Origin of the sequence: Streptococcus suis (assembly GCA_002831545.1) — a bacterium.
Classification (GTDB): domain Bacteria; phylum Bacillota; class Bacilli; order Lactobacillales; family Streptococcaceae; genus Streptococcus; species Streptococcus suis_P.
Genome location: CP025095.1, coordinates 280098 through 303959 on the forward strand (window position 1 = coordinate 280098; position 23862 = coordinate 303959).

Here is a 23862-nt window from a genome sequence, read left to right on the forward strand (position 1 = left end):
AGATAATATTTTAGTTGAAGAAGTGGCTATTTTGCTGTCAATCAACCAGTGCGCTGAGATATTAAAGCGAACTCTGAGCAGAGACATTGGAATTTTTTCCTAGCCTATTTCTTACATTTTAGAGAATAGGAAGACAGGTGATTGTGATGAAAGGAAAATTTGTACTTGTATCGACTATCATTCTAGCTGTCTTTATGATCTGGTTGGGGGTTAGCCAAAAGGAGACTATGCTAGTTCATTATTATCCTTCTGTGACTGCCTTGTCGGTATCTGAGGACGTGACTTACTCAGATGTACGACAGCGATTAGAGGAATATTCTCAACAGACGGATAGTGTCATTGCCAGACGAGTGATTGAGCCAAGTACATCAGGCGGACGTACCTTTTCTTATGATAATTTTAGTCAATCTCCCCTACCAAGAGGACTAGAGGAATTTCAGTCATCAGAAAAAGTGGAGTCTACACTTTTAACCAAATATTTTATTTTCCAAGGGAAAGCGACGGTAGAGGAGCTTTGTTCTCTTCTTGTTTCGCTTGGATTTGATGAAGTTCAGATTCGGAAGCCATCGACTATTGCTACTTTACTCGCATTTCTGACCCAAGGAGGTCAATTCTTAGCCATACTGGTCTTTCTCATTACCTATATGGCTTTGGTCGTGATTGCCAATGTAAGGCAGTTGCGTACAGCAGGTATCCGTTTGATTGCAGGAGATTCACGCTGGCATTTATTTCTACTATCTCTACAGGAAAATGCGAAAGAGATAGCTCTAACTATCCCATTTGCGGTTCTTCCAGCAGTTGGACTGGCCTACCTCGTTGGATTAGATGGCTATTCTGTCTACTATCTGGTCGCAGCACTAGTGGGCTATCATTTCTTGCTTGGTTTGATTGTCCTTTTTTTCGCTGCTACATTTACCTTGGCCATTCGGACCTATCACTTTTTACCCTTGTTAAAAGGGAAGATGCCCCTGCAAGGAATCCTGACCATTATGGTTATGGGACAAATGCTGGCTCTACTGGTGGTGTCATTGGGTGTGGCTCAAACCGTCTATTATTCAGGGATTTGGCAGGAATACCAAGTAGGTGCCCAGCAGTGGGAGAATGAAGGGGATTACTATAGTTTAGCTTGGAATATTTCTGCGGATGGTCGCTCAGGACTAAATTCGCCTGAAAATTGGTATCCTTTACTAAAGCAAGCTTTGGAGGAAGACGGCGCACTCTTTGTCAAAAGTAATTTGAATGCCTATTTAATGGGCTCCCAACTGGAAGATGGGACACGCCTTGACAGCTACCATCCAGCTGGAAACACCCTCTACGTTAGTCCAAATTATTTGCAGATACAGGATGTAGACTTAGCAGAAGGAGAAGTAGCGCTCCCTCTACAAGAAGGAGAATTTCAACTTCTGTTGCCTGAAAAATTGCGCCCTGAAAGCGATAGGTATCTCCATCTTTACCAAGATTATATCAATCGTATGGTTAGACCTGCTAATCAAACACGCTCAGCTACCATTAAGGGAAACGTTTCCTATCTAAAAGATGGGCAAAAGCAGTTTATCTACAATCATCGTTCTGGTCAACATGTGCAATACCTGACAGACTCTATTTTAGTTGTGCTGGCACCGTCAAGTCTGGGAAAAGAATCTGCTGACTTTTGGTTGAATGAAGTAGATAGCAGTATTTTATTTAAAAACAGAGATAAACTTTTGCGCGAATTGAAGGCAAGAAATCTGTTTCAGTTTGTCAATGAAATGAAAAGTAGTTCTTCCCTCTTTACGGAACTTTTAGATCGTATTCGGATAGAGACCATTTCAACATCTATGGGTGCCATTTTAGGGATTGTGACATCAATTGTCCTGTTTAATACCATGAATCTTCTATACTTTGAAGAATTTAAACGTGAGATTTTCATCAAGGAAATTGCAGGGATGGATTTCTTGGGCATTCATCAGAAATACCTAACGGTTCAGCTACTGGCCCTTTTATTAGCCTTGGGAGCGAGTGTAGTAGTAACAGGTCGCATATTCATAAGTAGTATCAGTTTTGCCTTGTTTATAATCAATGCCCTTTACTTATTGAGGTGGCAGGCGAGGAAAGAAGGAGCTTGGAATATCCGTATTTTGAAAGGAGCCTAGTATGTTTTCTATCCAATCAATTCAAAAGAAATTTGGGAAGCGCAGCTTGTTTTCTGATGTAACGCTAGACTTGCAGGCTGGAAAGGTCTATGCTTTGATAGGTGCCAGTGGTAGTGGAAAAACGACCTTGCTGAATATTTTAGCCAAGTTGGAGTCCTATGATGCAGGTGATATTCTCTACAAGGGAAAGGAATTGAAAAAGTTGAAGCCCCATCTCTTTTTTAGGGAGGAATTAGGCTATCTCTTTCAGAATTTTGGTCTTTTAGAAAGTCAGACAATCAGAGAAAATCTGGATTTGGGACTGATTGGTCAGAAATTGTCCAAAGACGAAAGGAAATCGAGGCAGGAAGCGGCACTTGATGCAGTTGGTCTGTCTTATCTGAGCCTGTTCCAGCCTATCTATGAACTCTCAGGAGGAGAAGCCCAGCGGGTAGCTCTTGCTAAAGTCATCCTGAAAAATCCTCCATTGATTTTAGCAGATGAGCCGACGGCTGCCTTAGATCCTAAGAGCTCTCAAGAAATTATGGATATTTTGTTATCCTTGAAGAGCCCAGATCGGCTAATTGTGATTGCGACCCATAATCCTTTGATTTGGGAGCGAGCAGACCTTATCATAAAAATGGAAGACTTGTAAAAATTCATACTCTTCGAAAATCAAAATTATCCGTTGTCAACTTACCTTGATGAGTGAAAAGCTCCAGTGGAGGTTTTCAGCCTGTTACCTTGAAATAAGATAGTAACAGAGTTCTATCTTCGGCTTCGTTTCCTAGGCTACTTTTGATTTTCATTGAGTATCAGAAAATATTCTTGATTTTTTCGTGAAATTAGATTAAAATAAAACTAGATAAAACTGAATAACCGGTTGATATTGGGTAGAAGGGAAACTGACTGTTCAATGGACGGAACTCTGGAGAGACCATTTTGGCACCGAAGGGGCAAGGTAGTTCTGCTTGGAAAAGTGGACCTACTGAAACTCTCAGGTAAAAGGACAGAGCGTTGAAAAATAGGCTTTTTCTATATTTTCACGTTGATTCTAGAGGTTGAAGTGTTCAGCCTCTTTTTGTTTTTCCGGCAGCTTTATCGGATTAGAAACGCTTAGGAGGAACTATGTTAGAACTATTTAAGGCTATCAACAATCTTGTTTGGGGACCGCCCCTCTTGTTACTATTGGTCGGAACGGGTGTTTATCTCACTCTTCGTTTGGGAGTATTTCAGATTGGCAAATTGCCGACGGCTTTTCGTCTGATTTTTTCCAGTGACCAGTCTGGACAGGGAGATGTGTCCAGCTTTGCGGCACTTTGTACAGCTTTGGCAGCGACAGTTGGTACAGGAAATATTGTCGGAGTTGCGACAGCTATTACTACAGGTGGTCCTGGGGCTCTTTTCTGGATGTGGGTTGCGGCCTTTTTCGGAATGGCAACCAAGTATGCGGAAGGGTTTTTAGCCATTAAATACCGTACCAAGGATGCTAATGGGCAAGCAGCAGGCGGGCCTATGCACTATATCACCTTGGGGATGGGCAAAAAATGGAAACCTCTAGCAGTCTTCTTTGCTATTTCAGGTGTTTTGGTTGCTCTTTTGGGAATCGGGACCTTCTCACAGGTAAATTCCATCACAGCTTCACTGGAGATGAGTTTTGGCTTGGCTCCACAACTGATCAGCATATTAACAGCCATTTTAATTGCTTTCTTTATCTTTGGAGGGATTGAAAAAATCTCTGACGTTTCGACCAAAGTTGTTCCTTTCATGGCGATTTTGTATATCTTAGCAAGTATTACTGTCTTGGCCGTGCATTGGGATCAACTCTTGCCAACCCTTGCCTTAGTTTTCAAATCTGCCTTCACTCCAGCAGCTGCGATGGGTGGTTTTGTAGGGGCAACGGTAAAAGAAGCCATTCAACGCGGAATTGCTCGCGGAGTCTTCTCAAATGAATCTGGTTTGGGTTCGGCGCCTATTGCTGCTGCGGCAGCCAAGTCGGATAACCCTGTGGAGCAGGGATTGATTTCCATGACAGGTACCTTTATCGACACGCTGATTATCTGCAGTCTGACAGGGCTTTCGATTTTGGTGACGGATCAGTGGACGACAGAAGGATTAGCTGGTGCACCTCTGACTCAGGCAGCTTTTGCAACAGTTTTTGGCAATACAGGATCTATTGCCTTGACGATTAGTTTGGTACTTTTTGCTTTTACAACTATTCTCGGATGGTCTTACTATGGTGAACGCTGTATTGAGTTTCTATTTGGTACCAAATCCATCTTGCCTTATCGTCTGTTATTTGTGGCAATGGTAGCCCTTGGTGGCTTCCTCAAGCTGGACTTGATTTGGACCATCGCAGATATTGTAAATGGCCTCATGGCCCTGCCAAACTTGATCGCCTTACTAGCTCTCTCTCCTATCATTATCAAGGAGACACGCCAGTATTTTGCCAAAAAGAAATAAGATGAAAGACAGTCGTTTGGCTGTCTTTTAGGTTTTTATAGTTTTTTCTGCTATAATTATCTCATGAATGATTTTATTACCAAGTATTTGTCTCAATTTAATATTGAGGCCATTGTGACAGCAGGTCTAAATAAGGTTTTATCGCTTGTTTTACTCTTTGTTGCATTTTACATTATCAAGAAGATAGCCAAATCTTCTGTGAAAAAGGTTTTAGTTCCCTCCCTAAAGGTATCCACTCAGGAAATTGGTCGCCAGAAGACCATCAGTCGTCTGGTGGAAAGTATCCTAAATTACCTACTCTACTTTATCCTTATCTACTGTATTTTGAGTATCCTCGGTTTACCGGTATCCAGTCTTCTTGCAGGAGCCGGGATTGCTGGGGTAGCTGTTGGTCTGGGAGCGCAAGGTTTTCTCTCAGACTTGGTCAATGGATTCTTTATCTTAATTGAACGACAGTTTGACGTTGGAGATGTGGTCAAGTTAACCAACGGGCCTATTACCATTTCAGGAACCATCGTTAGCATGGGAATCCGAACAACACAAGTACGTGATGCAGATGGGACATTGCATTTTATTCCCAATCGCAACATTCTAGTGGTGTCCAATCAGTCAAGAGGGGACATGCGTGCTCAAATCGATATTCCGCTTAAGTTTAACACCGATTTGGAGCAGGTTAGTCGAGTAATCGAGGAAGTCAACCGTAGAGAAGTTGGCAACTTTGATCAGATTACAGGAGTGACTGTATTAGGTCCCCAAAACGCTATTTCGGGACAGTTCATATTTCGTGTTAATCTTTTCGTAGCCAACGGTCAACAGAACAAGATCTATCATCAATTCTTTGGTTTTTATCAAGATGCCCTGCGTCAAGCAGGAATAGATTTACCTTCAAGTGGGCCAACTGTTTTAAAATAAGGAGTTTATGATGCAAACAAAAGATTTTGTCGTTGAAAATGGGCAGATGTATTATAAGAAGAAACCCTTGCACAAACAGCCTCTCTTTTGGACAACCATTGCTGGTGCAGTCCTTTCTTTCATCCTAGGAGTAACCTGTTTTATTTTTATGATCGGTTTAAGCTTGTCAGGTACAAGTGATTCTTGGGATTCAGAGGGTTATTTCGATGATACGAAGACCTACACAGAATATCAAGTGGGAGATGCTGTTGATTTTTCAGATGGTCTTCATGTGACAGTAACGTCTATGGGCAAAGACGATAGCGTAGAACTAGTAGATAGCTACTATAGCACAGCTTATGTTGTTGAAATGGAAGTTGAAAATTCGACCGCAGAAGAACTTTATTTTGATGAATACTATTTCAGTCTCATGGATCCCGTTAGTCAGATTCCCTTTACTCTGGATTTACGGACCTACGATGTGAATCTAGTTGAAAAGCTGAAGCCAGGAGAGAAAGTACAAGTAAAACTTATCTACGGTATAGATAATGAAACAAACTTTGGTTTTACCTACGAAGATGCCATGTGGACGGAATTAGTCGCAGAAAGTATCTAATTGCTGTAGAAAAAGTTTTAAATACTGCACAATTTACGGGTTTACAACGCCCCTTGGTTCAGATTGTTCGGCTTGGTAATTGTACTATATCCGATTTATCTGTTATTTTTACATTTTAAAAAGGAGAACATGTTTATCCACTGTTCTCCTCTTCTTTTAATGAAAAATACCCCCAAAATTGGCACGTCAATTTTGGGGACATTTTTATTATAGTTTAGTAAACTAAAAGTAAGCTTATACCAAACCTTGGGCAATCATGCTATCCGCAATTTGTTCAAAGGCTGCGATGTTAGCGCCTGCAAGGTAGTCTGTACCAAGGTCGTATTTTTCAGCAGTTTCTTTGGCTGTGTTGAAGATATTTGCCATGATGTCTTTAAGACGGCCGTCTACTTCTTCACGAGTCCATGAAAGACGGAGGCTGTTTTGGCTCATTTCAAGGGCAGATACGGCTACACCACCAGCATTGGCAGCTTTTGCAAGACCGTAAAGAACGCCGTTTTCTTTATAAACTTTGATAGCATCAAGGTCAGATGGCATGTTGGCACCTTCAGCCACACAGTATACACCGTTTTTCACAAGGGCAGTAGCTTGCTCGCCGTTGATTTCGTTTTGAGTCGCACATGGAAGGGCAATGTCAGCCTTGCCATCGTAGTTCCATACAGAACCTTCGAAGTACTTAGCAGTTGCTTTTTCTGCAGCGTATTCTGTCAAACGAGCACGGCGTTTTTCTTTGATGTCCACCAAGAGGTCGAAGTCGATACCAGTTTCGTCAATGATGTAACCATTTGAGTCTGAAACAGAAATAACTTTTGCACCAAGTTCAGTCGCTTTTTGAACAGCATATTGGGCAACGTTACCAGAACCAGAGATAAGGACAGTTTGGTCTTTGAAGGATTTACCGTTTGCTGCCAACATGTTATCAGTGAAGTAAACCAAACCGTAACCAGTTGCTTCTGGGCGGATCAATGAACCACCGAAGCCAAGAGGTTTACCAGTCAAGACACCAGCATCAAACTGGCGGAGGCGTTTGTATTGACCGTACATGTAACCAATCTCACGACCACCGACACCGATGTCACCAGCAGGGACGTCAAGTGAAGGTCCGATGTGTTTTTGCAATTCAGTCATGAAGCTTTGGCAGAAACGCATGATTTCAGCGTCTGTTTTGCCTTTCGGATCGAAGTCAGATCCACCTTTACCGCCACCGATTGGCAGACCAGTTAAGACGTTTTTGAAGATTTGCTCAAAACCAAGGAACTTCAAGATGGATTGGTTAACAGTTGGGTGGAAGCGAAGACCGCCTTTGTAAGGACCCACAGCTGAGTTGAACTGGACGCGGTAGCCACGGTTAACTTGTACGTTTCCATCCTTGTCTGTCCATGGCACACGGAAGCTAATCACACGTTCTGGCTCAACGATACGAGCTAGGATGTTTTCTTCGATGTACTCTGGGTGAGCTTCAAAAACAGGCTCAAGGGTAGAGAAGAGCTCTTCTACAGCTTGGAGGAATTCTGTTTCATGTGGGTTGCGGGCTTTGACTGCTTCAAAAGAAGCTTGGATGTAAGCTTTGGCATTTGACATAGGGTCACCTGATTTCTTTTTTATTTATTAAATTGTCTGACAATTTAATTTATCTGATAATTATTATAGCACCATGATTTTTAAATGTAAAGAAGAAAATGTAAGAATTTTAAAAAAATTAATAAATTTTTATTAGAAAATCCGAACGTTAGTAGTAAATGAAGAAAATCCGTTTGTTTCTTATGATATAATCAAGAAAGAATGACCTATATGGAGGATAATATGGTTTCAACAGCAACGACACTCGGTGGATTTACCTTTGATAATTGTTTGATGAATGCGGCAGGGGTTTGGTGCATGACCAAGGAAGAATTGGATGCGGTTAAGAACTCGAAGGCGGGTACTTTTGTAACAAAAACAGCAACCTTGGACTACCGAGCGGGTAATCCAGAACCACGTTATCAGAATGTTCCGCTTGGTTCTATCAATTCGATGGGCTTGCCAAATCAGGGCTTGGCTTACTATTTGGATTATCTACTAGAATTGCAGGAAACGGAGCCAGAACGCACATTTGTTTTATCTTTAGTTGGAATGTCGCCTGATGAAACTCACGAGATTTTGAGAACTGTAGAAGCCAGTGATTTTAAGGGGTTGACAGAGTTAAATCTTTCTTGTCCCAATGTCCCTGGAAAACCGCAGATTGCCTATGATTTTGAAACGACAGAAACCATCTTGCAGGAAGTCTTCACTTACTTTACCAAACCACTCGGTATTAAGTTACCACCTTATTTCGATATTGTGCATTTTGACCAGGCAGCCGCCATCTTCAATCAATTCCCGCTCAAGTTTGTCAACTGTGTCAACTCTATTGGAAATGGTCTATATATTGAAGACGAGCAGGTGGTCATTAAGCCTAAAAATGGTTTTGGGGGTATAGGCGGTGAATATATCAAACCGACAGCTTTGGCAAATGTCCATGCCTTCTACCAACGCTTGAATCCTGAAATTCAGATTGTCGGAACAGGTGGCATTTTGACCGGTCGTGATGCCTTCGAACACATTCTCTGTGGAGCCAGCATGGTTCAAGTTGGAACAACCCTGCAAAAGGAAGGTGTGGCAGCCTTTGAACGCATTACGGCTGAATTGCAGGCCATCATGGCTGAAAAAGGCTACGAGATCATTGAAGATTTTCGTGGCAAGCTACAGCACTTAGATGACTGAGATCATCTGTTGAAGACATAAAAAGAAGCTAACATTGTACTGTTCTCCCAGATAGTCTTTTAGAGAGTCGCGAGAGGATAATGTTAGCTCTTTTTAAATGGTCTGTGAAGATCGGTCTGATAATCGTTTGAGGAATGGAATACATAGTCAGAAACATATATTTGTGAGATGGAATTCTGATTTTATTTAGATTTTTTAGCAAAAATGTCGTATACTAATATTAGAACCTCTATTTATAAGTGATGTACTTTTATGGAAGAAATAGTTTTTTGAGGGACTACTGACTGTATTTTGAACAAAGGTTCTTAAGTAGGGAGTATGAGGGGATAGGTATGGAGAAAAGGGCGAACTATATTCGCAGAAAACGATATGCGTCCTATCGGACAAAGATGCATTTGTTTTTTATTTGTGGCTTAGCGACTATTATCTTGGCGATTATTATTGTAAGCGAGCACCTAGTTCCTAGGCTGAATCAGGCATCAGAATCAATGCGCTCAGATAATTCTGTTCGCATCATGGCTCATGGGGATTTACTCTATCACTTGCCTATTCTTCGAGGAGCAGAACAGCCAGATGGAAGTTACGATTTTTCTGAGAATTTTACCTACGTAAAGCCCTGGATAGAACAGGCTGATTTCGCTATCGCAGACTTTGAAGGGACCATTTCCCCAGATGTCGAATTAGCAGGTTACCCACTTTTTAATGCGCCTGCCATTGTCGCCAACAATATCCATGATGCAGGCTACGATTTGGTGGACTTAGCCCCACAATCATATTTTGGATTCACATCTATCAGGGCTAATTTCCACTGTCAATACATTTAGAGATGCAGGTGTGGATACAGTCGGTGTCTACGCCGAAGGCAATCGGGCAACTGCACCACTCTACATTCGGGAAGTCAATGGTATCCGTATAGCTGTCCTAGCCTATGCTTACGGTTTCAATGGGATGGAGGCTTTGCTGAGTCAGGAGGAATATGATGCCTATTTATCGGATTTTGATAAAGAAAAGATGCGGGCAGAGATTGAGCGAGCTGAGAAAGAGGCGGATATTACCATCGTCATGCCTCAGACGGGTGTGGAATACCAGTTGGAGCCTACGGAGGAACAGACCAGTTTGTACCATCAAATGATTGATTGGGGAGCAGACATCGTTCTTGGTGGGCATCCGCATGTAGTCGAGCCCGCAGAGATTATTGAAAAAGATGGCCAGAGAAAATTGATTATCTATTCGATGGGGAATTTCCTGTCCAATCAGCGTATTGAGAGCATGGATGATACACCAAATTCCCAATGGACCGAGCGGGGTGTCTTGATGGATATAAGGATTCAAAAAGAGAATGGGCAGACAAGTATTCAAACTGCTCAAGCCCATCCAACCTGGGTGAATCGTATCTCTCAGGGAACGTATTCACAAGATGGATATGAGCGTTTTAGCTATCAGACCTATGTATTGGAAGACTGGGTCGCTGGTGGTCAATATTATGGGCAGCTAGATGAAGAAATACAGGCGCGTGTGGATGCAGCCTATCAAGAAATGAAAGACTTTGTCAATTTGGTATGGTGAGGAGAGAGAAGATGACAGTTCGATTAATTGCAACAGACATGGATGGGACCTTTTTAGATGGTCAGGGGAGTTTTGATAGAGAGCGATTTTCGAAGGTCCTGGAGAAGCTAGAAGAGAAACATATTCCTTTTGTTATCGCTAGTGGTAATGGAATTGGGCGATTACTACAATTATGCCAAGGATTTGAAGATAGATTAATCTTTGTAGCGGATAATGGAGCCCATGTGTATCAAAATGGCAAGACAGTAATTCGTCGGGCTATTCAGCAAGTGGAAGTCGAAGCAATACTGCATTTTTTCAAAGGCCGTTGGGCGGATGTATGTCTGATGTTGTCGAACGATGGAAATATTTATATGCAGGCTGGGGCAGGTGTGCCATTTGCAGGGACGGATTTACCGATTGAACCTGCACAAATGGCGGCTTTTCAAAGTCGGGTATCCTATCTTGATGACCTCAGTGTCTATCCAGTTTCAGAGTCAATATACAAGGTTGGTCTCTGGGTTCCTGAGGCACGTGTAGAATCGATAACGGAAGCCTTTAACCAGGCTTTTCAAGGTCGTCTCACTGCAGTGACAAGTGGCTATGGCTCCATTGATATATTGCCAGAAGGTATCCATAAGGCATGGGGCTTGGGACAGGTTTTGACCAAACTGGGTATCAAACCTGAACAGGTAATGGCCTTCGGTGATTCAGACAATGATATTGAGTTATTGTCCTACGTTGGGTATTCCTATGCCATGGAAAATGCGACAGACAAGGTCAAGGTGGTTGCCAAATACATGGCTCCAAGCCATTTGGAAGCTGGTGTGCTTCAGGTCATTGAAGAACATGTTTTACAGCGATAAAGAAAAAGCTGAGGCTGGGCAGAAAGCCCAGCACCTCTTCTCAGAGTTCGTGTCAACATCTCAGCGCAGTGGTTGATTGGCAGATTTGTTCGTGTTTTACACTCCAAATCTGACCTAATCAACTGTGCGGGGGTGGGAAGACGAACTCTTTTTAGACTGGTTGAGTTCTTTCCCACTCCCAGCTTTTTTTAATTTCCAACGCTGGTGAACTTGGTCATACCATAGCGGAAGAGTTTGTAATTAATGGTAAATAGGACCAGGACAACCAGTGGCAGAGCCAGTCCCCACATAGACAGGTCTAAGAAGTAGAGGGCTGGGAAATAGGCTGTAAAAGCATAAGGGAAAACAAAAATCAGCAGGATTTGAATGATTTTTGGATAGATATTGAGTGGGTATTGAGCCATCTGATTGAGGGCAAAAATTCCCATAGTCAAAGGAAATGATTCCACAATCCAAAAGGCTAGAGCAGTTGGACCGAGTTGAATGGCTGCATAGAGTAGGCCGATACAAATGGCAATAAAGATGAGTAAGGCTAGTTTTCCAAGATTCCATTCCATGCCTAGCTCATTTGAAGCCTGGACTAGTGCAATCGTACCGATGAGGGTTGTTCCGATTCCTTGTGGCTGGATTCGTTCACAGATAAGTTGAAAAAGTGGGTTCACAGGCATGAGGAGGAGGCGTTCAAATTCGCCTTGTCGGATGTAGCGACTGCCAAACATCCAGAGATTGTCAAAGAAAATCAAGTGAATGGAGCGTCCGACGGTAGCTATTCCATAGATGAAAAGCATTTGACCGTAGTTGAAACCAGCGATTTCCTTGATATTTCCAAAGAGGATGTTGAGGAAAATCAGGTAGACAATTTGTTCAATCAACGAGGAGAAAAGCCCGATGAAGAAGTCCACCCGAAAGGACATCTGGGCCATCATGTAGACCTTGATGTTATATAGATAGAGGCTGATATATTTCTTCATGTTAACCTCCAAAAATGACAATACGGCGCTTAGCCTGAGACCAAAGAGCAGCGATGAAGAGAGCGAGGAATGGTATCCAGAGAACTTGCAAGCCCAAAGCCCTTAGATCGCTTTCCTGTCCTAATAAAATGGAAACAGGAACGTTAACCGCATAATTATAGGGAAGGAGTTTTAAAAAGTTTTCCACAGACTGTGGATAAAAACTGAGTGGCAAGAGTGCTCCAGAAGCCAGATTGAAAAGCCCCATCCGTAGGAGCATGACTCCCCAGGCATTGACCGTAAAAAATGCTAAGAAGCCGAAAGCCATATCCAGCAATTGAACGATAAACATCCCGAGGATGGAGCTGACTAGAAAGAGTAAAATAGTTTTTCCGTCAGGTAGATAAAAATCCTGATGAACAAGTAAGATACCGATAAATACGATGGCAAATTTTATCAGCTCCAAGAGCTTATTTCCAAGGTCTTTGAAAAAGAGGGCTAGGATAAAGGAATAGGGTCTGAGAAATTCTCCAGCAATGCTTCCTTTTAAAATGCTGTAGGACAAATCTTCTCCGAGTGAGAAAGAATTTAAACTGGCTAGTAGATTAGCAAAGATGATATATGTAGTAAAGGTTTGGAGGGTAAAGCCGTTGACTTCTGGTTGAGTGAAGAAAATGGTTTTCCAGACATAGAGAGCTACTAAAATCTTCACTGCCAGTGAAACGAAAGTCGCTAGAAAGAAAGCCTTATACTGCATAGCATTCATCATGGTCAGGCGGGTCATGTAGAGATATTTACGCATGGATACCCTCCTCATAAATCTGGCGGACCATGGTTTCGATTTCCAGTTCCTTCATGGTGACATCCTCAATCGAATAATGATTAAAGATTTGCTCAATCACCTGGGCACTGGTCCAAAACTTACTTTGGTAGTGGATTTCAAAGTGAAAGTCATCTATTCGTTCAAATTCCCAGCCTTCTAGTTGCAAGTCTTTTTCAATCGGCTTTTCTGTGGAAAATAGAATGGTTTTGACTGTAGAAAAGCGTTCTTTTAGGACGGTCAGTGAACCATCGTAGACCTTCTTGCCCTTATCAATGATAAAAATCCGCTCACAGAGGCTCTCGATGTCCTTCATATCATGGGAAGTAATCAAAAAAGTGGTCTGGGATTGCTGGTTCATATAGCGAATGAAGGAGCGAATGGTCTCCTTGACGCTGGCATCCAAGCCAATGGTCGGCTCGTCCAAAAAGACAACGGCAGGCTGGTGGATAAAGATAGCCGCAAATTCACAGCGAACCCGTTGGCCGAGTGACAGATTACGGATTGGTTGCTTCATAATATCAGCCAAGTCCAATAGGTCAATCAAGACAGCCAATCGCTCTTTGAATACCTTGTCTGGGACATCATAAATTTTTGCGTGGAGGATAAAAGATTCCAGTACAGGCAAGTTCCAATCCAAGTGAGATTTTTGTCCAAAGAGAACGCCGATTTGCTTATTGACAGCCTTACGATTTTCTTGCGGATTGAGTCCGTTGATTCGGACTGAGCCTTGGTCTGGGAAGAGGACGCCGGTCAGCATTTTGATGGTGGTGGATTTACCAGAGCCGTTGGAGCCGATATAGCCGATGATTTCTCCTTTTCTCACCTGTAAGGAAATATCTTGGACGGCTGGGATTTTCTTTTTCTTGGGTTTGAAAAAGGCCTTTATCGAGCCTTTGAGCCCCACTTCCTTATCGATAATAGAATAGGTTTTTGATAGATGTTCTGCCTGAATCATTACATTATCTCCTTTTAAGAAAACGTTTGCACGATATAGCTATTATACCATAATTCTTAAGTTGTGAAGCTAGAAAATAATGATTACGGTAACATTTTGATTAGAAAATCCGTCATGAATTGAGGTGATTCTTGCTTCCCATTTTTTATCCATACCTGCATGATACCGAAGAAGGCATGTGAAAAATAAATACTACGGTATTCTTTTTCAAGTGGTGATAAATCTTCTTTCCCCAAACGCTCAGCCAAATCATTTGCGACCAGCAATCTGACTTTGTTAATCAAGAAATTTTGGATTTCTTGTGTGCCATTGTGAGTTAATAGGGCTGAAAGTAATTTTTCGCGGTAAAGTAAGTCAAAGATTTCTAAGAAAAGTGATTGGCGATTGCCATCATAACGGTCAAATATAGCCTCTAATTTGTGAAAAAGTCCCTGTTGATAGGAGTCAATCAATTCATATTTATCCTTATAATGGGTATAAAAACTGGAACGACTGATACCAGCAGTCTGGGCTAGGTGGGTGGTTGTAATGTCATTAAATCCTTGTGATTCCAGGCAGGTTACCATAGCTTCTAAAATTGCCTGACGTGTCCGTTCTTTCCGACTATCTGTTCCCATATTTTCTCCTTTTGAACATTTTTAGACACAGTGTCTAAAAACAGTTCTTATGACTTGATTTTGAAATTGATACTTGTATAATGTATTTTATCAGTTTTTGGACACGATGTCTAAAGGAGTTGCTTATGTTACAAAAAGTAAAGAATATTTTCAAAAAACCAATGACTTTGGTTACCATTATTGGTATTGCCTGTGTCCCAGCCTTATATAACATTAGTTTCCTAACCTCTATGTGGGACCCTTACGGCCGACTAGACCAGCTTCCTGTAGCAGTTGTCAATCAAGACCAGTCGGCGAGCTTTCAAGATAAAACCCTCACAATTGGTGATGATATGGTGGATAATATGAAAGAGAGCAAAAGTCTGGATTTCCACTTTGTATCAGAAAAGGATGCGGAGAAAGGCTTGGAAGAAGGGGACTACTATATGGTCATCACTCTACCAGAAGATTTATCAGAAAAAGCATCCAGTCTCTTGACGAATCAGCCTGAACCACTAACGATTTCCTATCAAACCTCCAAAGGTCATAGCTTTGTTGCTTCTAAGATGGGCGAATCAGCTATGGAGAAATTAAAGACATCCGTTTCAGAGACAATTACCAAAACCTACACGACTGCCGTTTTTGATAGTATGAGAGAAATTCAAACCGGCATGGTTGAGGCGGCAGATGGAAGTCAACAATTGACAGATGGAGCTAGTCAATTGGAATCAGGCAGTCAAACACTTTCAAATGGACTGACTACTTTAACGACTTCGGGTCAAGCACTCGTGACAGGAGCAAACCAATTGGCCACCGGTCTTGTGTCTTATACAGATGGAGTTAATCAGGCTACAACAGGCAGTCAAACACTGTCCAGTGGCTTAACAACCTACACAAATGGGGTAGCTAGTCTTGCCTCAGGTGCGGAGCAATTAAATGCCAATTCATCTCAGCTCATCGCTGGGGTGGGACAATTGCAATCAGGAGCAAGCCAGGTTGAACAACTGGTAACAGGTGCCAATCAATTGCAGGCAGGCTTGGAACAACTCGCTAGTTCAACTAGTTTGTCTGTTGAACAGTCTAATCAGATACAAGCACTCTTGACAGGGCTTCCTCAGTTGCAGGCAGCCATTAGCCAATTAAACGATAGCCTATCAAGTATCGGAGGACTTACAGTAGATACAAGCAGTTTATCCAATCTCTTGACGGAGATGGGGGCTCAGGCTCAAGGCTTGTTGACAGCAGCTCAAGCTGATAAAACAGCCAGCATTGAAGCCTTGCAAGCAACGGCTACCTATCAAAACTTGACAGCTGATCAGCAAGCTGAATTGGTTGGTGCCCTTCAAAATTCACCTTCGACAACAGTGACAGTAGCCCAAACGATTCTGGGTCAATTATCTCAACTGAGTCAAGCCTTATCAAGCTTACAAAGTCTTTCTGGTCTTGGAACGCAATTAGGTCAATTGCAATCAGCTGTCGGTCAGATCAACACGGCTGCCAATCAAGCATTGCCAGGTGCTACAACAGCCATTGAAAACCTATCAAGTGGCTTGAGTCAGGTCAACACCGCCTTGAATCAACAAGTTCTACCAGGAACTCAAACCTTGACGAGTGGTGTGAGTCAACTTCAGACGCAATTATCAAATGGAGCAAGTCAACTCATGTCGGGAGTAACTGCCTATACCGCAGGTGTTGCCCAATTAGCAGAGGGCGGAGCTCAGTTGGTTGCGAATAATAGTAGCATCCAATCAGGAGGTAGCCAGTTAACATCAGGATTGGCAACCTTGGCATCCAACTCCAGTCAACTTGTCAGCGGTTCAGGACAACTGGCTTCTGGTAGTCAGCAATTGATTGCTGGTGCGGATCAATTAGCTAGTGGTGGTCAAACCTTGACAAGCGGTATTTCCAGTCTTCGTACAGGTAGTGAAACATTAACAAATTCACTCAGTTCAGCCAGTCAACAACTATCAGTCGTCTCTGTAGAAGACAAAAATGCACAAGCAGTTTCTCAACCAGTCACCTTGGAACACAGTGACCAAGATGATGTGAAAACCAACGGTGTCGGAATGGCTCCTTACATGGTGTCTGTTGCCCTAATGGTTGCAGCTTTATCAGCGAATGTTATTTTTGTCAAACACATTGATAATCGCTCCTACAAAAATCGTTGGGACTGGGCCAAAGGAAAACTCTTGCTCAATGGGACCATTGCCAGCCTAGCAGCAGTGATTCTGTACGGTGTTCTTCGCTTGATTGGAATCGAACCGGCTCATCCAATGGCAACCTTGGGATTAATCCTCTTAGCCTCATGGACCTTCATGGCCCTCGTTACAGCCTTGGTAGGCTGGAACAATCGTTTCGGCTCCTTCGCCAGTTTAATTCTCTTGTTACTACAGCTTGGATCAAGCGCAGGTACCTATCCAATCGAACTTAGCCCACGCTTCTTCCAAGTCATTCAGCCTTATCTTCCAATGACCTATTCTGTTTCAGGTCTTCGTCAAACCATTTCTATGGTTGGAAATAGTAGTCATCAAGTTTGGATGCTGAGCCTCTTCTTAGTAGGTTTTATGGGATTAGGTCTCATGATGTATCGACCGACAGAGGACTAGTTTCTTTTGGATAATAGCAGAGCAGGTTTCCTGTTCTGTTATTTTTTGCTTTTTTTTACATGTATCATTTACAATGACAACAAAAAGGTGTACAATAAAAGCAATCAATTCTAAGGAGGTTGAGATGTTAGAAGTTCGTCACTTGTGCAAAAGTTACGGAAGCAAGGAAGTCTTGAAGGACATTTCCTTCACTATTCCGTCTGGAACCATTTGTGGTCTAGTCGGGAAAAATGGAGCAGGGAAAACCACCTTCTTCCATTCCTTACTCCGCTTTGTCACATACGAGGGTGAGATTATCCTGGACCAGCAGGCAGTCACACCAGCTTTGTTCCAAAAAATCGGCTACCTGCCAGAAGAGCGAAGTCTGATGCCCAAGCTCAGCGTCTTTGAGTAGGTGCGGTATCTGGCTAGTCTTAAGGGGATGACCAGCAAGGAGGTGGCGGAAAAGCTGCCACTCTGGATGAAAAAACTTGAGGTCAAGGGCAAGATGACCGATAAGATCAAGAGTCTGTCCAAGGGGAATCAGCAGAAGGTGCAGTTGATTGTCACCCTGATTCATGAGCCAGACCTGATTATCCTGGACGAGCCTTTTTCTGGGCTGGATCCTGTCAATACGGCCTTGCTCAAGCGTGTGATTTTGGAGGAAAAGGAGCGGGGAGCGACCTTGATTTTCTCTGACCACGTTATGACCAATGTGGAGGAACTGTGCGATCAACTGCTGATGATTCAGGACGGACAGCTGGTGCTCAACGGAGGCATTCAGGAAATCCGTCGCCAGTTTGGTCGGACCCGCCTCTTTATCTCGTCCGACGTGGCACGGGAACGCCTGGAAGGTCTGCCCCATGTGCTGTCTGTTCAGATGACCAATCAGGACAAGTGGCGGTTGGTCTTGGACGACGAAGCTGCTGGACCAGAACTCTTCCAGCTCATCAGCGGAGGAAGCTATCTGGCGACCTTTGACCAGCAAGCTCCGACAATCGATGAAATCTTCAAAATCAAATCGGGGGTGGCAGAATGAACTCATTATTTCTAGTTGCGAAGGAAACCTATCTCCGTCAGGTCAAGTCTTGGTCCTTTGTCTTTATGGTCTTTGCTCCTTTTATTATGATTTTCTTTTCATTGGGAATCGGTTATCTGACGGGGTCTAGCATGGACCAAGGTGGTCAGGAGATTGCCCTGATTAGTCAAGAGGCGTCTGTTCAGTCGGCCTTTGAGGACTTGGACGGGCTAACCTCAGACTACACCGATGAAGAAGCAGCTAAAAAAGCTCTCGAGGACGAGGACTTGTTGGGCTATTTGATCGTAACCGTAAGCGACGGTCAGCTCTCAGCCGTTTATCATGGAAATGAACTGCCAAGTATAGAAACAGAAACGGCTATCCAGCAGACTCTGGCAGAGCTTCAGGACCAGTTGAACAAGGAAGATGCCCAGCTGACCAGTCAGCAAGAGGCGACACTGGCTCGCACCCCAGCTTATCAGGTCCAGTTGGTTGAGAACAAGGGCTATGAGAAGATTGGGAAATTTATTCTCTTCTTTGCCTTGATTTTCCTCCTCTACGTTCTGACTATGATTTATGCTTCGACAACTGCTCAGGAAGTGGCCAGTGAGAAGGGGACCAAGATTATGGAGGTTATCTTCTCTAGTGTACCGGCTTCGACCTATTTCTACGGCCGGATTCTAGGGATTTTCATGGTCATTGCCACTCACTTGGGCATCTATGCTCTTGGCGGTGTGGGCAGTTACCAGTTTGCCAGTCTAGCCCTGCTCACTATGCAGGACAATCCCATTGCTCAGGCTGTTTTGGGCGGATTTGACTGGTTTATTCTCTTTTTCTCCCTCTTTGGTCTGGTCCTGATTGTTGTCATTGCGGCCCTCTGTGGCTCCTTGGTGGTCCGTCAGGAAGATGTCAATAAGGCCGTCCAGCCAGTCATGTACCCTATTATTATTGGCTTTATCGGGGCAATGACCTTGGGTCAGCAGGCTCAGGAGTCTATCTTACTCAAAATCGGCTCCTATGTGCCACTGTTATCGACCTTCTTCATGCCAATTCGTATCATCAACGGCTGGGCAAATGGTCTGGAAGCAGGGCTTTCCCTCCTTATCCTCATTGCCAGCACAGTAGCAGCGATCTACTTTATCGGAAAATCCTATGCGGGCTTGATTCTGCAAACAGATGATATCGGTCTTTGGAAAAGCTTGAAAAAAGGTCTATCTAGTAAATAAATGAAGAAACCAGCCTAGGAAACTAAGCTGGTTTTATCATTCTTATTTAGGTGTCCCTAGATTGATTGTGGCATTGGTGGCTTCAATGGTCAGTTTGTTCTTGCTACTCTTGTTTTCTAGGGTTAGGGTCTGTAGATCGTTTTCTGTCTTGACAGGGTATTTTGTGTACTTATCGCTAGTGAAAATACCGATTTCCCCTAGTCGCTCTTTTAAGTAAGGGTCTTGGTTGAACATCTCTCTCAAATCATCCCCATCTTCATAGTAGTAACCTTGGGCTTCTGCCAATTTTTTCTTGTCAATCTGATTGGTGATGAACAAGTTACTATCTGCCAGAGTCTTGTTCGTCAAATCCAAAAATGTTGTAGAAGAATAGCTGTCGGACGGAGTGAAGCGATTATCGCCAAGAAGAGTTAGTTGTCTGCTATCCAGTTGACTATAGCCCTCAATGGTTACTGCTTCCAAGCTAGTTTCAGATAGGCGGACGCTGCTTCCCTGGAGGTTAACTTGCATATCTTTTAGTGTGGACTGGGTCACCTGGAAGTAGCCTGCTTCAATCTGACCGCTGTCAATAGTCACCTTGTCAAGAGTGACACCACCAGACAGATTTGCCTCTTTGATATGGATATTCTCAATCGTGAAACCGCCAAAATCATAGAAGTGGAGATTGTGTCCCTCTAATTTATCCAGTGTCTTCCCTTTAGGCACTTCAATGGTGACGGAGAAGACATTGATACGACGTTGGGCCAAGCTTTCTCCCAGATACTGCATGATTCCCTCAATGGCAAATTCTAGTTCTTGTGTAGAGAGGGTTAAGACGCCGTCTTTCTCACTGAGTTTTAGAGGGGTTTGGATATTGTTGTCGGAGTTGGCATAGGTCACATGGTAGTTGCTATCGCTAGACTCCTTGATGTAGACGCTGTGGGGAATAAAATCAATTTTAATGGTATTCAAATCTGTGAAGGTCTTATGGACTTCCGTTGGAGCAGCAACCTCTTCTAAGCGGGTTATACCTCCTGTAAAAAATCCAATTCCAGCTAGAATTAAGCCTGCAATCAGGCTGACAAAGCCGATAATAATGGCGATGGTAAGTTTCTTTTTCATGCTCGTTTACCTCGTTTCAAGATCCATTTGAAGCAAGCCTTGACCAGTCGCCAAGACCAGTAGGCAAAAAATCCAGTCAAGATGTAGATGAGAATAGCTCCGCCAATCAAAGACAAACCTGAGCCAAACCCCATGAGGAAGATATTGAAACCTTCTGACATAAGGCTAAAGGCTTCCCAAATCAGATAGCCACCGCTGGTGAGAAGTCCGACACCCAAAACAAAGGCACCGACAATGAGGGCCAAGATGAGCGCCACCAATCCCAATAGACTAGCTAGGAGAATGAGCAAAAGTGGAATGGCGATAGGCAGGGAAATGACAGCTAGGATAGCCAACCATAGCGTTCGTTTTGTTTGGCTAAAATTACGGAAGTAGCGACCGAGGAAAAAGGCGCCGAGGATAAGAGTCGCAAACAGAGGAATGACTCCGATAAACTCTCCCATGATAAAGAGTAGGAAGAAAGAGAAGAGACCTGTCATACTTAAGGCTCCCAGACCAACCCAGAGTTTCCAGTTGAGTTGAACAGGTTCTTGTTGATCCTTCTCCTCCTGGATTTGCTTGTTGAGCATGTTGTTAATGAGTTCGCTGGCAGCTTCTTTTGGTGAACCAAGTTCTTCTATAATTTCTGTTTCATGCTCTGGTCCAGCCTCGTCAAAATACTCATTAAAGAAGCTGATGGCTTCAAAGTATTCTTTGTGGGGCAGTTTTTTGAGATGTTTTTCTAACTGCTCCATGTATTCAGTTCTTGTCATGGCGGACGCTCCCTTCTATGATGCCGTTTATCGTGTTTGTATAGGTATCCCAGTCATCTTTGAGTCGGACCAATTCTTCGTGACCTAACTGAGTTAGGCTATAATACTTGCGCATACGACCCTGATATTCTTGGGAATAAGTAGTCAAAAAGTCATTTTGCTCCAATCGTTTTAGGATGGGATAGAGGGCGGACTCCTTGATGTTGGCAATTAATTTAATGGTCTGACAGATTTCATAGCCATAAGAATCATCGGATTCCAAAATAGCCATGATGAGAAATTCTGTCAGCACTGCGGGGACTGGAAAATGCATAGGACGCTCCTTTCCTTTGTTGTTAGTTGGGTTCGGTTTTGATATATAGTGTTCAGTTTCATATATCAAATTTTGTTATATATTAAATATACACCTACAGAAATAAATTGTCAAGTGATTATGTACAAAATAAATAAAATAGCTTAGGACAAATTTTTAAGGTGTAAACGTTTTATAGCCTTGAAAAATAATTTCAGAGTAGTAAACTTAATAACAGTACTAACATTAAGGGATTTTCTGGACTAAAAGAAAATGACCTCAGATGGATTAGTAGTATTTAAGGTGGTGTAAAGATGAAACTATATGTTCAGTTTATGATTATTCTAGTATTTTCATTTTTAGGGGAAGCTATTTCGACTATTTTTCATCTTCCTATTCCGGGAAGTATTATTGGCTTAATCCTCCTGTTTTTAGCCCTAGAGTTCAAATTGATTCGTCTTCGCCATATTCAGACGGTTGGAAATTTTTTGCTGGCTAACATGACCATTCTTTTTTTGCCTGCAGCAGTGGGCATTATGGAGAGATTTGATGCAATTAAAGATTATTTACTTCCTATTATCATCGTCATTTTAGGCGCCATTTTTTTAAATGTCTTAGTAATTGGTTTTGTTGTTCAATTTGTGAAGCAAAAGTTTGAAGGTGACTATATTGATACGGAGGGAAATCATGACTGAACTTTTTTCAAATCCTATTTTTGGTATTATGTTATCAATTGCAGCATATTTAATTGGAATGCTGATCTATCGGAGATATCCTCATCCAATCACAACCCCACTATTGGTAGCTACAGGATTGATTATTGTCTTTTTAAAAATGACAGGTATTTCCTATAAGGAATATTATGCAGGAGGGTCCTATCTAAATATGCTTATTGTGCCTTCAACGGTAGCTCTGGGAATTCCTTTATATCGTTCTTTCCATCTAATGAAACATCACATTCGAAGTATTCTTTTGGGAATTTTTGTTGCCTGTATTGTCAATACTGTATTTACTGCCCTGATTGCCAAATGGTTTGGGATGGATTTTTTTCTAGCAATATCTCTTTTTCCAAAATCAGTCACCACTGCTATGGCTGTTGGTATTACTGATAAAATGCAAGGGATAGCAACTATTACTCTTGTAGTCGTTGTTGCAACAGGGATTCTGACAAGTGTTCTTGGCCCAGTCTTTTTAAAACTACTAAAAATTGAAGACCCGGTAGCTGTTGGTCTTGCTTTGGGAGGAACAGGACATGCCATTGGAACGGGTACAGCGATAAAATATGGACATACGCAAGGAGCGATGGCTGGCTTGGCTATTGGGATTACAGGCATCATGTATGTGGTGATTAGTCCAATAGTTGCGCAGATTATCTTACAATAAAAAACTACGATTGGAATTCCAACCGTAGTTTTTTTAGTCTACATAAAGTTTGGATTGATGATTCAACCAACTATAAAGAAGTCCGATAAAGAGACCGCCACCCACGTAGTTTCCTAATCCAGAAAAGAGGAAATTGCTTAGTACACTTAATAGAGTCATTCCCTCAACTGGTCCACCATTTGCAAAAAAGGCCAGGGAGAAGAGTGAAAAGTTCGCAATGACGTGCTCATATCCCAAGAAAGCAAAAATAAAGATGACGAAAATAACGGAAATGAGACGCCCAGCGTCATCTTTGATGCGTAAGAAGGTAAATACGCCGATATTCACGACAATATTAGCAAAAATTCCTTCAATAAATTGAGTCAAAGGTGTCTTTGAAAGCTTGGCCACCGTTGCTTCAAATAGGTAGCTGTGAGCATCAACGTGCTGATAAGGCAGTGTCAATGAAACCAAGTAACAAACAAGGACAGCACCGACAAAATTGAAAAGGATACAGGTTGCCAACATCTTGAGGGCTGTTTTAGTAGGAATCGTTTTTCGATGGCTGGCTACTGTCATATACATCATGTTGGATGTTCCGAGTTCGGCATTCATATATAAAATCATGAGTAGCCCCCAACCAAACATCAACCCATAACTAAACTTCCCGAGTCCTTCTGCGACATGGTTAAGTTTGTCTGCTGTATAAAGAGAAATGACAATTCCCAATCCTAAATAAAGACTGGCTAGTATCGATCGTACAGCGTAGGCAGAAAAACTGTGTTCAAACAAATCTGCTTTTTTCTGTATACTCTTTTCAAGTGTATACATTAAAGTCTCTTGGTTAGCTCCCATCCTAATCTCCTTACTGAATCTACTACTTTTTTGAGTAAACGTTTTCTTTTTGTCGAATGGCTTTACTTTGTTTATTATACTTGATAAAATGGTTGTTGTCCAAAAAAATTTAA

The 23862-nt window shown here is 42.5% G+C and carries 21 protein-coding genes, 3 pseudogenes and 1 riboswitch; of the genes and pseudogenes, 14 read left to right on the top strand and 10 right to left on the bottom strand.

Annotated features, from left to right (window positions below; translation table 11 throughout):
• Window positions 1–146: 146 nt before the first annotated feature.
• From CWM22_01475 to CWM22_01500, 6 genes and pseudogenes are all read left to right on the top strand, one after another.
• The gene (locus CWM22_01475; protein ID AUC90688.1) at window positions 147–2132 is read left to right on the top strand and encodes a hypothetical protein; all 1986 of its coding nucleotides are present in this window, start codon (window positions 147–149) and stop codon (window positions 2130–2132) included.
• Window position 2133: 1 nt separating this feature from the next.
• Window positions 2134–2766 carry a peptide ABC transporter ATP-binding protein gene (locus tag CWM22_01480; GenBank protein AUC90689.1) on the top strand — a complete coding sequence of 211 codons (633 nt, stop codon included), beginning with the start codon at window positions 2134–2136 and terminating at the stop codon, window positions 2764–2766.
• Window positions 2767–3029: 263 nt separating this feature from the next.
• Window positions 3030–3134: riboswitch (glycine riboswitch) on the top strand.
• A gap of 105 nt (window positions 3135–3239) precedes the next feature.
• Window positions 3240–4574: a sodium:alanine symporter family protein gene (locus CWM22_01485; GenBank protein ID AUC90690.1), complete on the top strand. Its 1335-nt coding sequence runs from the start codon at window positions 3240–3242 to the stop codon at window positions 4572–4574.
• A 63-nt stretch (window positions 4575–4637) separates the two neighbouring features.
• Window positions 4638–5486: a mechanosensitive ion channel family protein gene (locus tag CWM22_01490; protein ID AUC90691.1), complete on the top strand. Its 849-nt coding sequence runs from the start codon at window positions 4638–4640 to the stop codon at window positions 5484–5486.
• Window positions 5487–5553: 67 nt separating this feature from the next.
• The gene (locus CWM22_01495) at window positions 5554–6081 is read left to right on the top strand and encodes a DUF4352 domain-containing protein (GenBank protein AUC92822.1); all 528 of its coding nucleotides are present in this window, start codon (window positions 5554–5556) and stop codon (window positions 6079–6081) included.
• 53 nt (window positions 6082–6134) lie between these two features.
• Window positions 6135–6299: pseudogene (locus tag CWM22_01500) on the top strand (hypothetical protein).
• Window positions 6300–6315: 16 nt separating this feature from the next.
• On the opposite strand, the gene CWM22_01505 reads toward CWM22_01500, so the two are convergent.
• A complete protein-coding gene (locus tag CWM22_01505) occupies window positions 6316–7662 on the bottom strand; it encodes an NADP-specific glutamate dehydrogenase (protein AUC90692.1) in 1347 nt (448 codons plus the stop codon).
• A 222-nt stretch (window positions 7663–7884) separates the two neighbouring features.
• On the opposite strand from CWM22_01505, the gene CWM22_01510 reads away from it, so the two are divergent.
• The 3 genes and pseudogenes from CWM22_01510 to CWM22_01520 all read left to right on the top strand — a co-directional run bounded on the left by CWM22_01510 (window position 7885) and on the right by CWM22_01520 (window position 11234).
• Window positions 7885–8823 (top strand): dihydroorotate oxidase, encoded by a 939-nt coding sequence (locus CWM22_01510; protein AUC90693.1) that lies wholly within the window; start codon window positions 7885–7887, stop codon window positions 8821–8823.
• A 332-nt stretch (window positions 8824–9155) separates the two neighbouring features.
• Window positions 9156–10389 (top strand): annotated as a pseudogene (locus CWM22_01515) (metallophosphatase).
• An 11-nt stretch (window positions 10390–10400) separates the two neighbouring features.
• Window positions 10401–11234 (top strand): HAD family hydrolase, encoded by an 834-nt coding sequence (locus tag CWM22_01520; protein AUC90694.1) that lies wholly within the window; start codon window positions 10401–10403, stop codon window positions 11232–11234.
• Here CWM22_01520 and CWM22_01525 read toward each other — a convergent pair.
• The 5 genes from CWM22_01525 to CWM22_01545 all read right to left on the bottom strand — a co-directional run bounded on the left by CWM22_01525 (window position 11201) and on the right by CWM22_01545 (window position 14579).
• Complete coding sequence (locus CWM22_01525) at window positions 11201–11410, bottom strand: hypothetical protein (protein AUC90695.1); 210 nt, start codon at window positions 11408–11410, stop codon at window positions 11201–11203. The genes CWM22_01520 and CWM22_01525 overlap by 34 nt on opposite strands.
• 12 nt (window positions 11411–11422) lie before the next feature.
• Window positions 11423–12205, bottom strand: coding sequence for a hypothetical protein (locus tag CWM22_01530; GenBank protein AUC90696.1), 783 nt, complete (start codon window positions 12203–12205; stop codon window positions 11423–11425).
• Window position 12206: 1 nt separating this feature from the next.
• Window positions 12207–12986 (bottom strand): hypothetical protein, encoded by a 780-nt coding sequence (locus CWM22_01535; protein ID AUC90697.1) that lies wholly within the window; start codon window positions 12984–12986, stop codon window positions 12207–12209.
• Window positions 12979–13962, bottom strand: a complete 984-nt coding sequence (locus CWM22_01540; GenBank protein ID AUC90698.1) for an ABC transporter ATP-binding protein — start codon at window positions 13960–13962, stop codon at window positions 12979–12981. The genes CWM22_01535 and CWM22_01540 overlap by 8 nt, the downstream gene beginning before the upstream one ends.
• Window positions 13963–14045: 83 nt before the next feature.
• Window positions 14046–14579, bottom strand: a complete 534-nt coding sequence (locus tag CWM22_01545; GenBank protein AUC90699.1) for a TetR/AcrR family transcriptional regulator — start codon at window positions 14577–14579, stop codon at window positions 14046–14048.
• Window positions 14580–14704: 125 nt separating this feature from the next.
• Here CWM22_01545 and CWM22_01550 point away from each other — a divergent pair, with 125 nt between their 5' ends.
• The 3 genes and pseudogenes from CWM22_01550 (at window position 14705) to CWM22_01560 (ending at window position 19387) form a co-directional block, all read left to right on the top strand.
• The gene (locus CWM22_01550; protein AUC90700.1) at window positions 14705–17164 is read left to right on the top strand and encodes a YhgE/Pip domain-containing protein; all 2460 of its coding nucleotides are present in this window, start codon (window positions 14705–14707) and stop codon (window positions 17162–17164) included.
• Between the two features lie 124 nt (window positions 17165–17288).
• Window positions 17289–18182, top strand: a pseudogene (locus CWM22_01555) (sodium ABC transporter ATP-binding protein).
• Window positions 18179–19387 carry an ABC transporter permease gene (locus tag CWM22_01560; protein AUC90701.1) on the top strand — a complete coding sequence of 403 codons (1209 nt, stop codon included), beginning with the start codon at window positions 18179–18181 and terminating at the stop codon, window positions 19385–19387. The pseudogene CWM22_01555 and the gene CWM22_01560 overlap by 4 nt, the downstream one beginning before the upstream one ends.
• A gap of 42 nt (window positions 19388–19429) precedes the next feature.
• Here CWM22_01560 and CWM22_01565 read toward each other — a convergent pair whose 3' ends face one another.
• From CWM22_01565 to CWM22_01575, 3 genes are read right to left on the bottom strand one after another with little or no spacing between them, the layout of a single operon-like run.
• Window positions 19430–20488 carry a hypothetical protein gene (locus CWM22_01565; GenBank protein AUC90702.1) on the bottom strand — a complete coding sequence of 353 codons (1059 nt, stop codon included), beginning with the start codon at window positions 20486–20488 and terminating at the stop codon, window positions 19430–19432.
• Entirely contained in the window at window positions 20485–21240 is a 756-nt protein-coding gene (locus tag CWM22_01570; protein AUC90703.1) for a DUF1700 domain-containing protein, read from the bottom strand. Before CWM22_01570 ends, CWM22_01565 begins: the two co-directional genes overlap by 4 nt.
• Complete coding sequence (locus CWM22_01575; protein AUC90704.1) at window positions 21227–21553, bottom strand: PadR family transcriptional regulator; 327 nt, start codon at window positions 21551–21553, stop codon at window positions 21227–21229. The genes CWM22_01570 and CWM22_01575 overlap by 14 nt, the downstream gene beginning before the upstream one ends.
• Before the next feature lie 293 nt (window positions 21554–21846).
• On the opposite strand from CWM22_01575, the gene CWM22_01580 reads away from it, so the two are divergent.
• Window positions 21847–22227, top strand: coding sequence for a CidA/LrgA family protein (locus tag CWM22_01580; GenBank protein ID AUC90705.1), 381 nt, complete (start codon window positions 21847–21849; stop codon window positions 22225–22227).
• Window positions 22202–22915, top strand: coding sequence for an LrgB family protein (locus CWM22_01585; GenBank protein AUC90706.1), 714 nt, complete (start codon window positions 22202–22204; stop codon window positions 22913–22915). The genes CWM22_01580 and CWM22_01585 overlap by 26 nt, the downstream gene beginning before the upstream one ends.
• A gap of 33 nt (window positions 22916–22948) precedes the next feature.
• Here CWM22_01585 and CWM22_01590 read toward each other — a convergent pair whose 3' ends face one another.
• The gene (locus CWM22_01590; protein ID AUC90707.1) at window positions 22949–23749 is read right to left on the bottom strand and encodes a formate transporter; all 801 of its coding nucleotides are present in this window, start codon (window positions 23747–23749) and stop codon (window positions 22949–22951) included.
• Window positions 23750–23862: the final 113 nt, after the last annotated feature.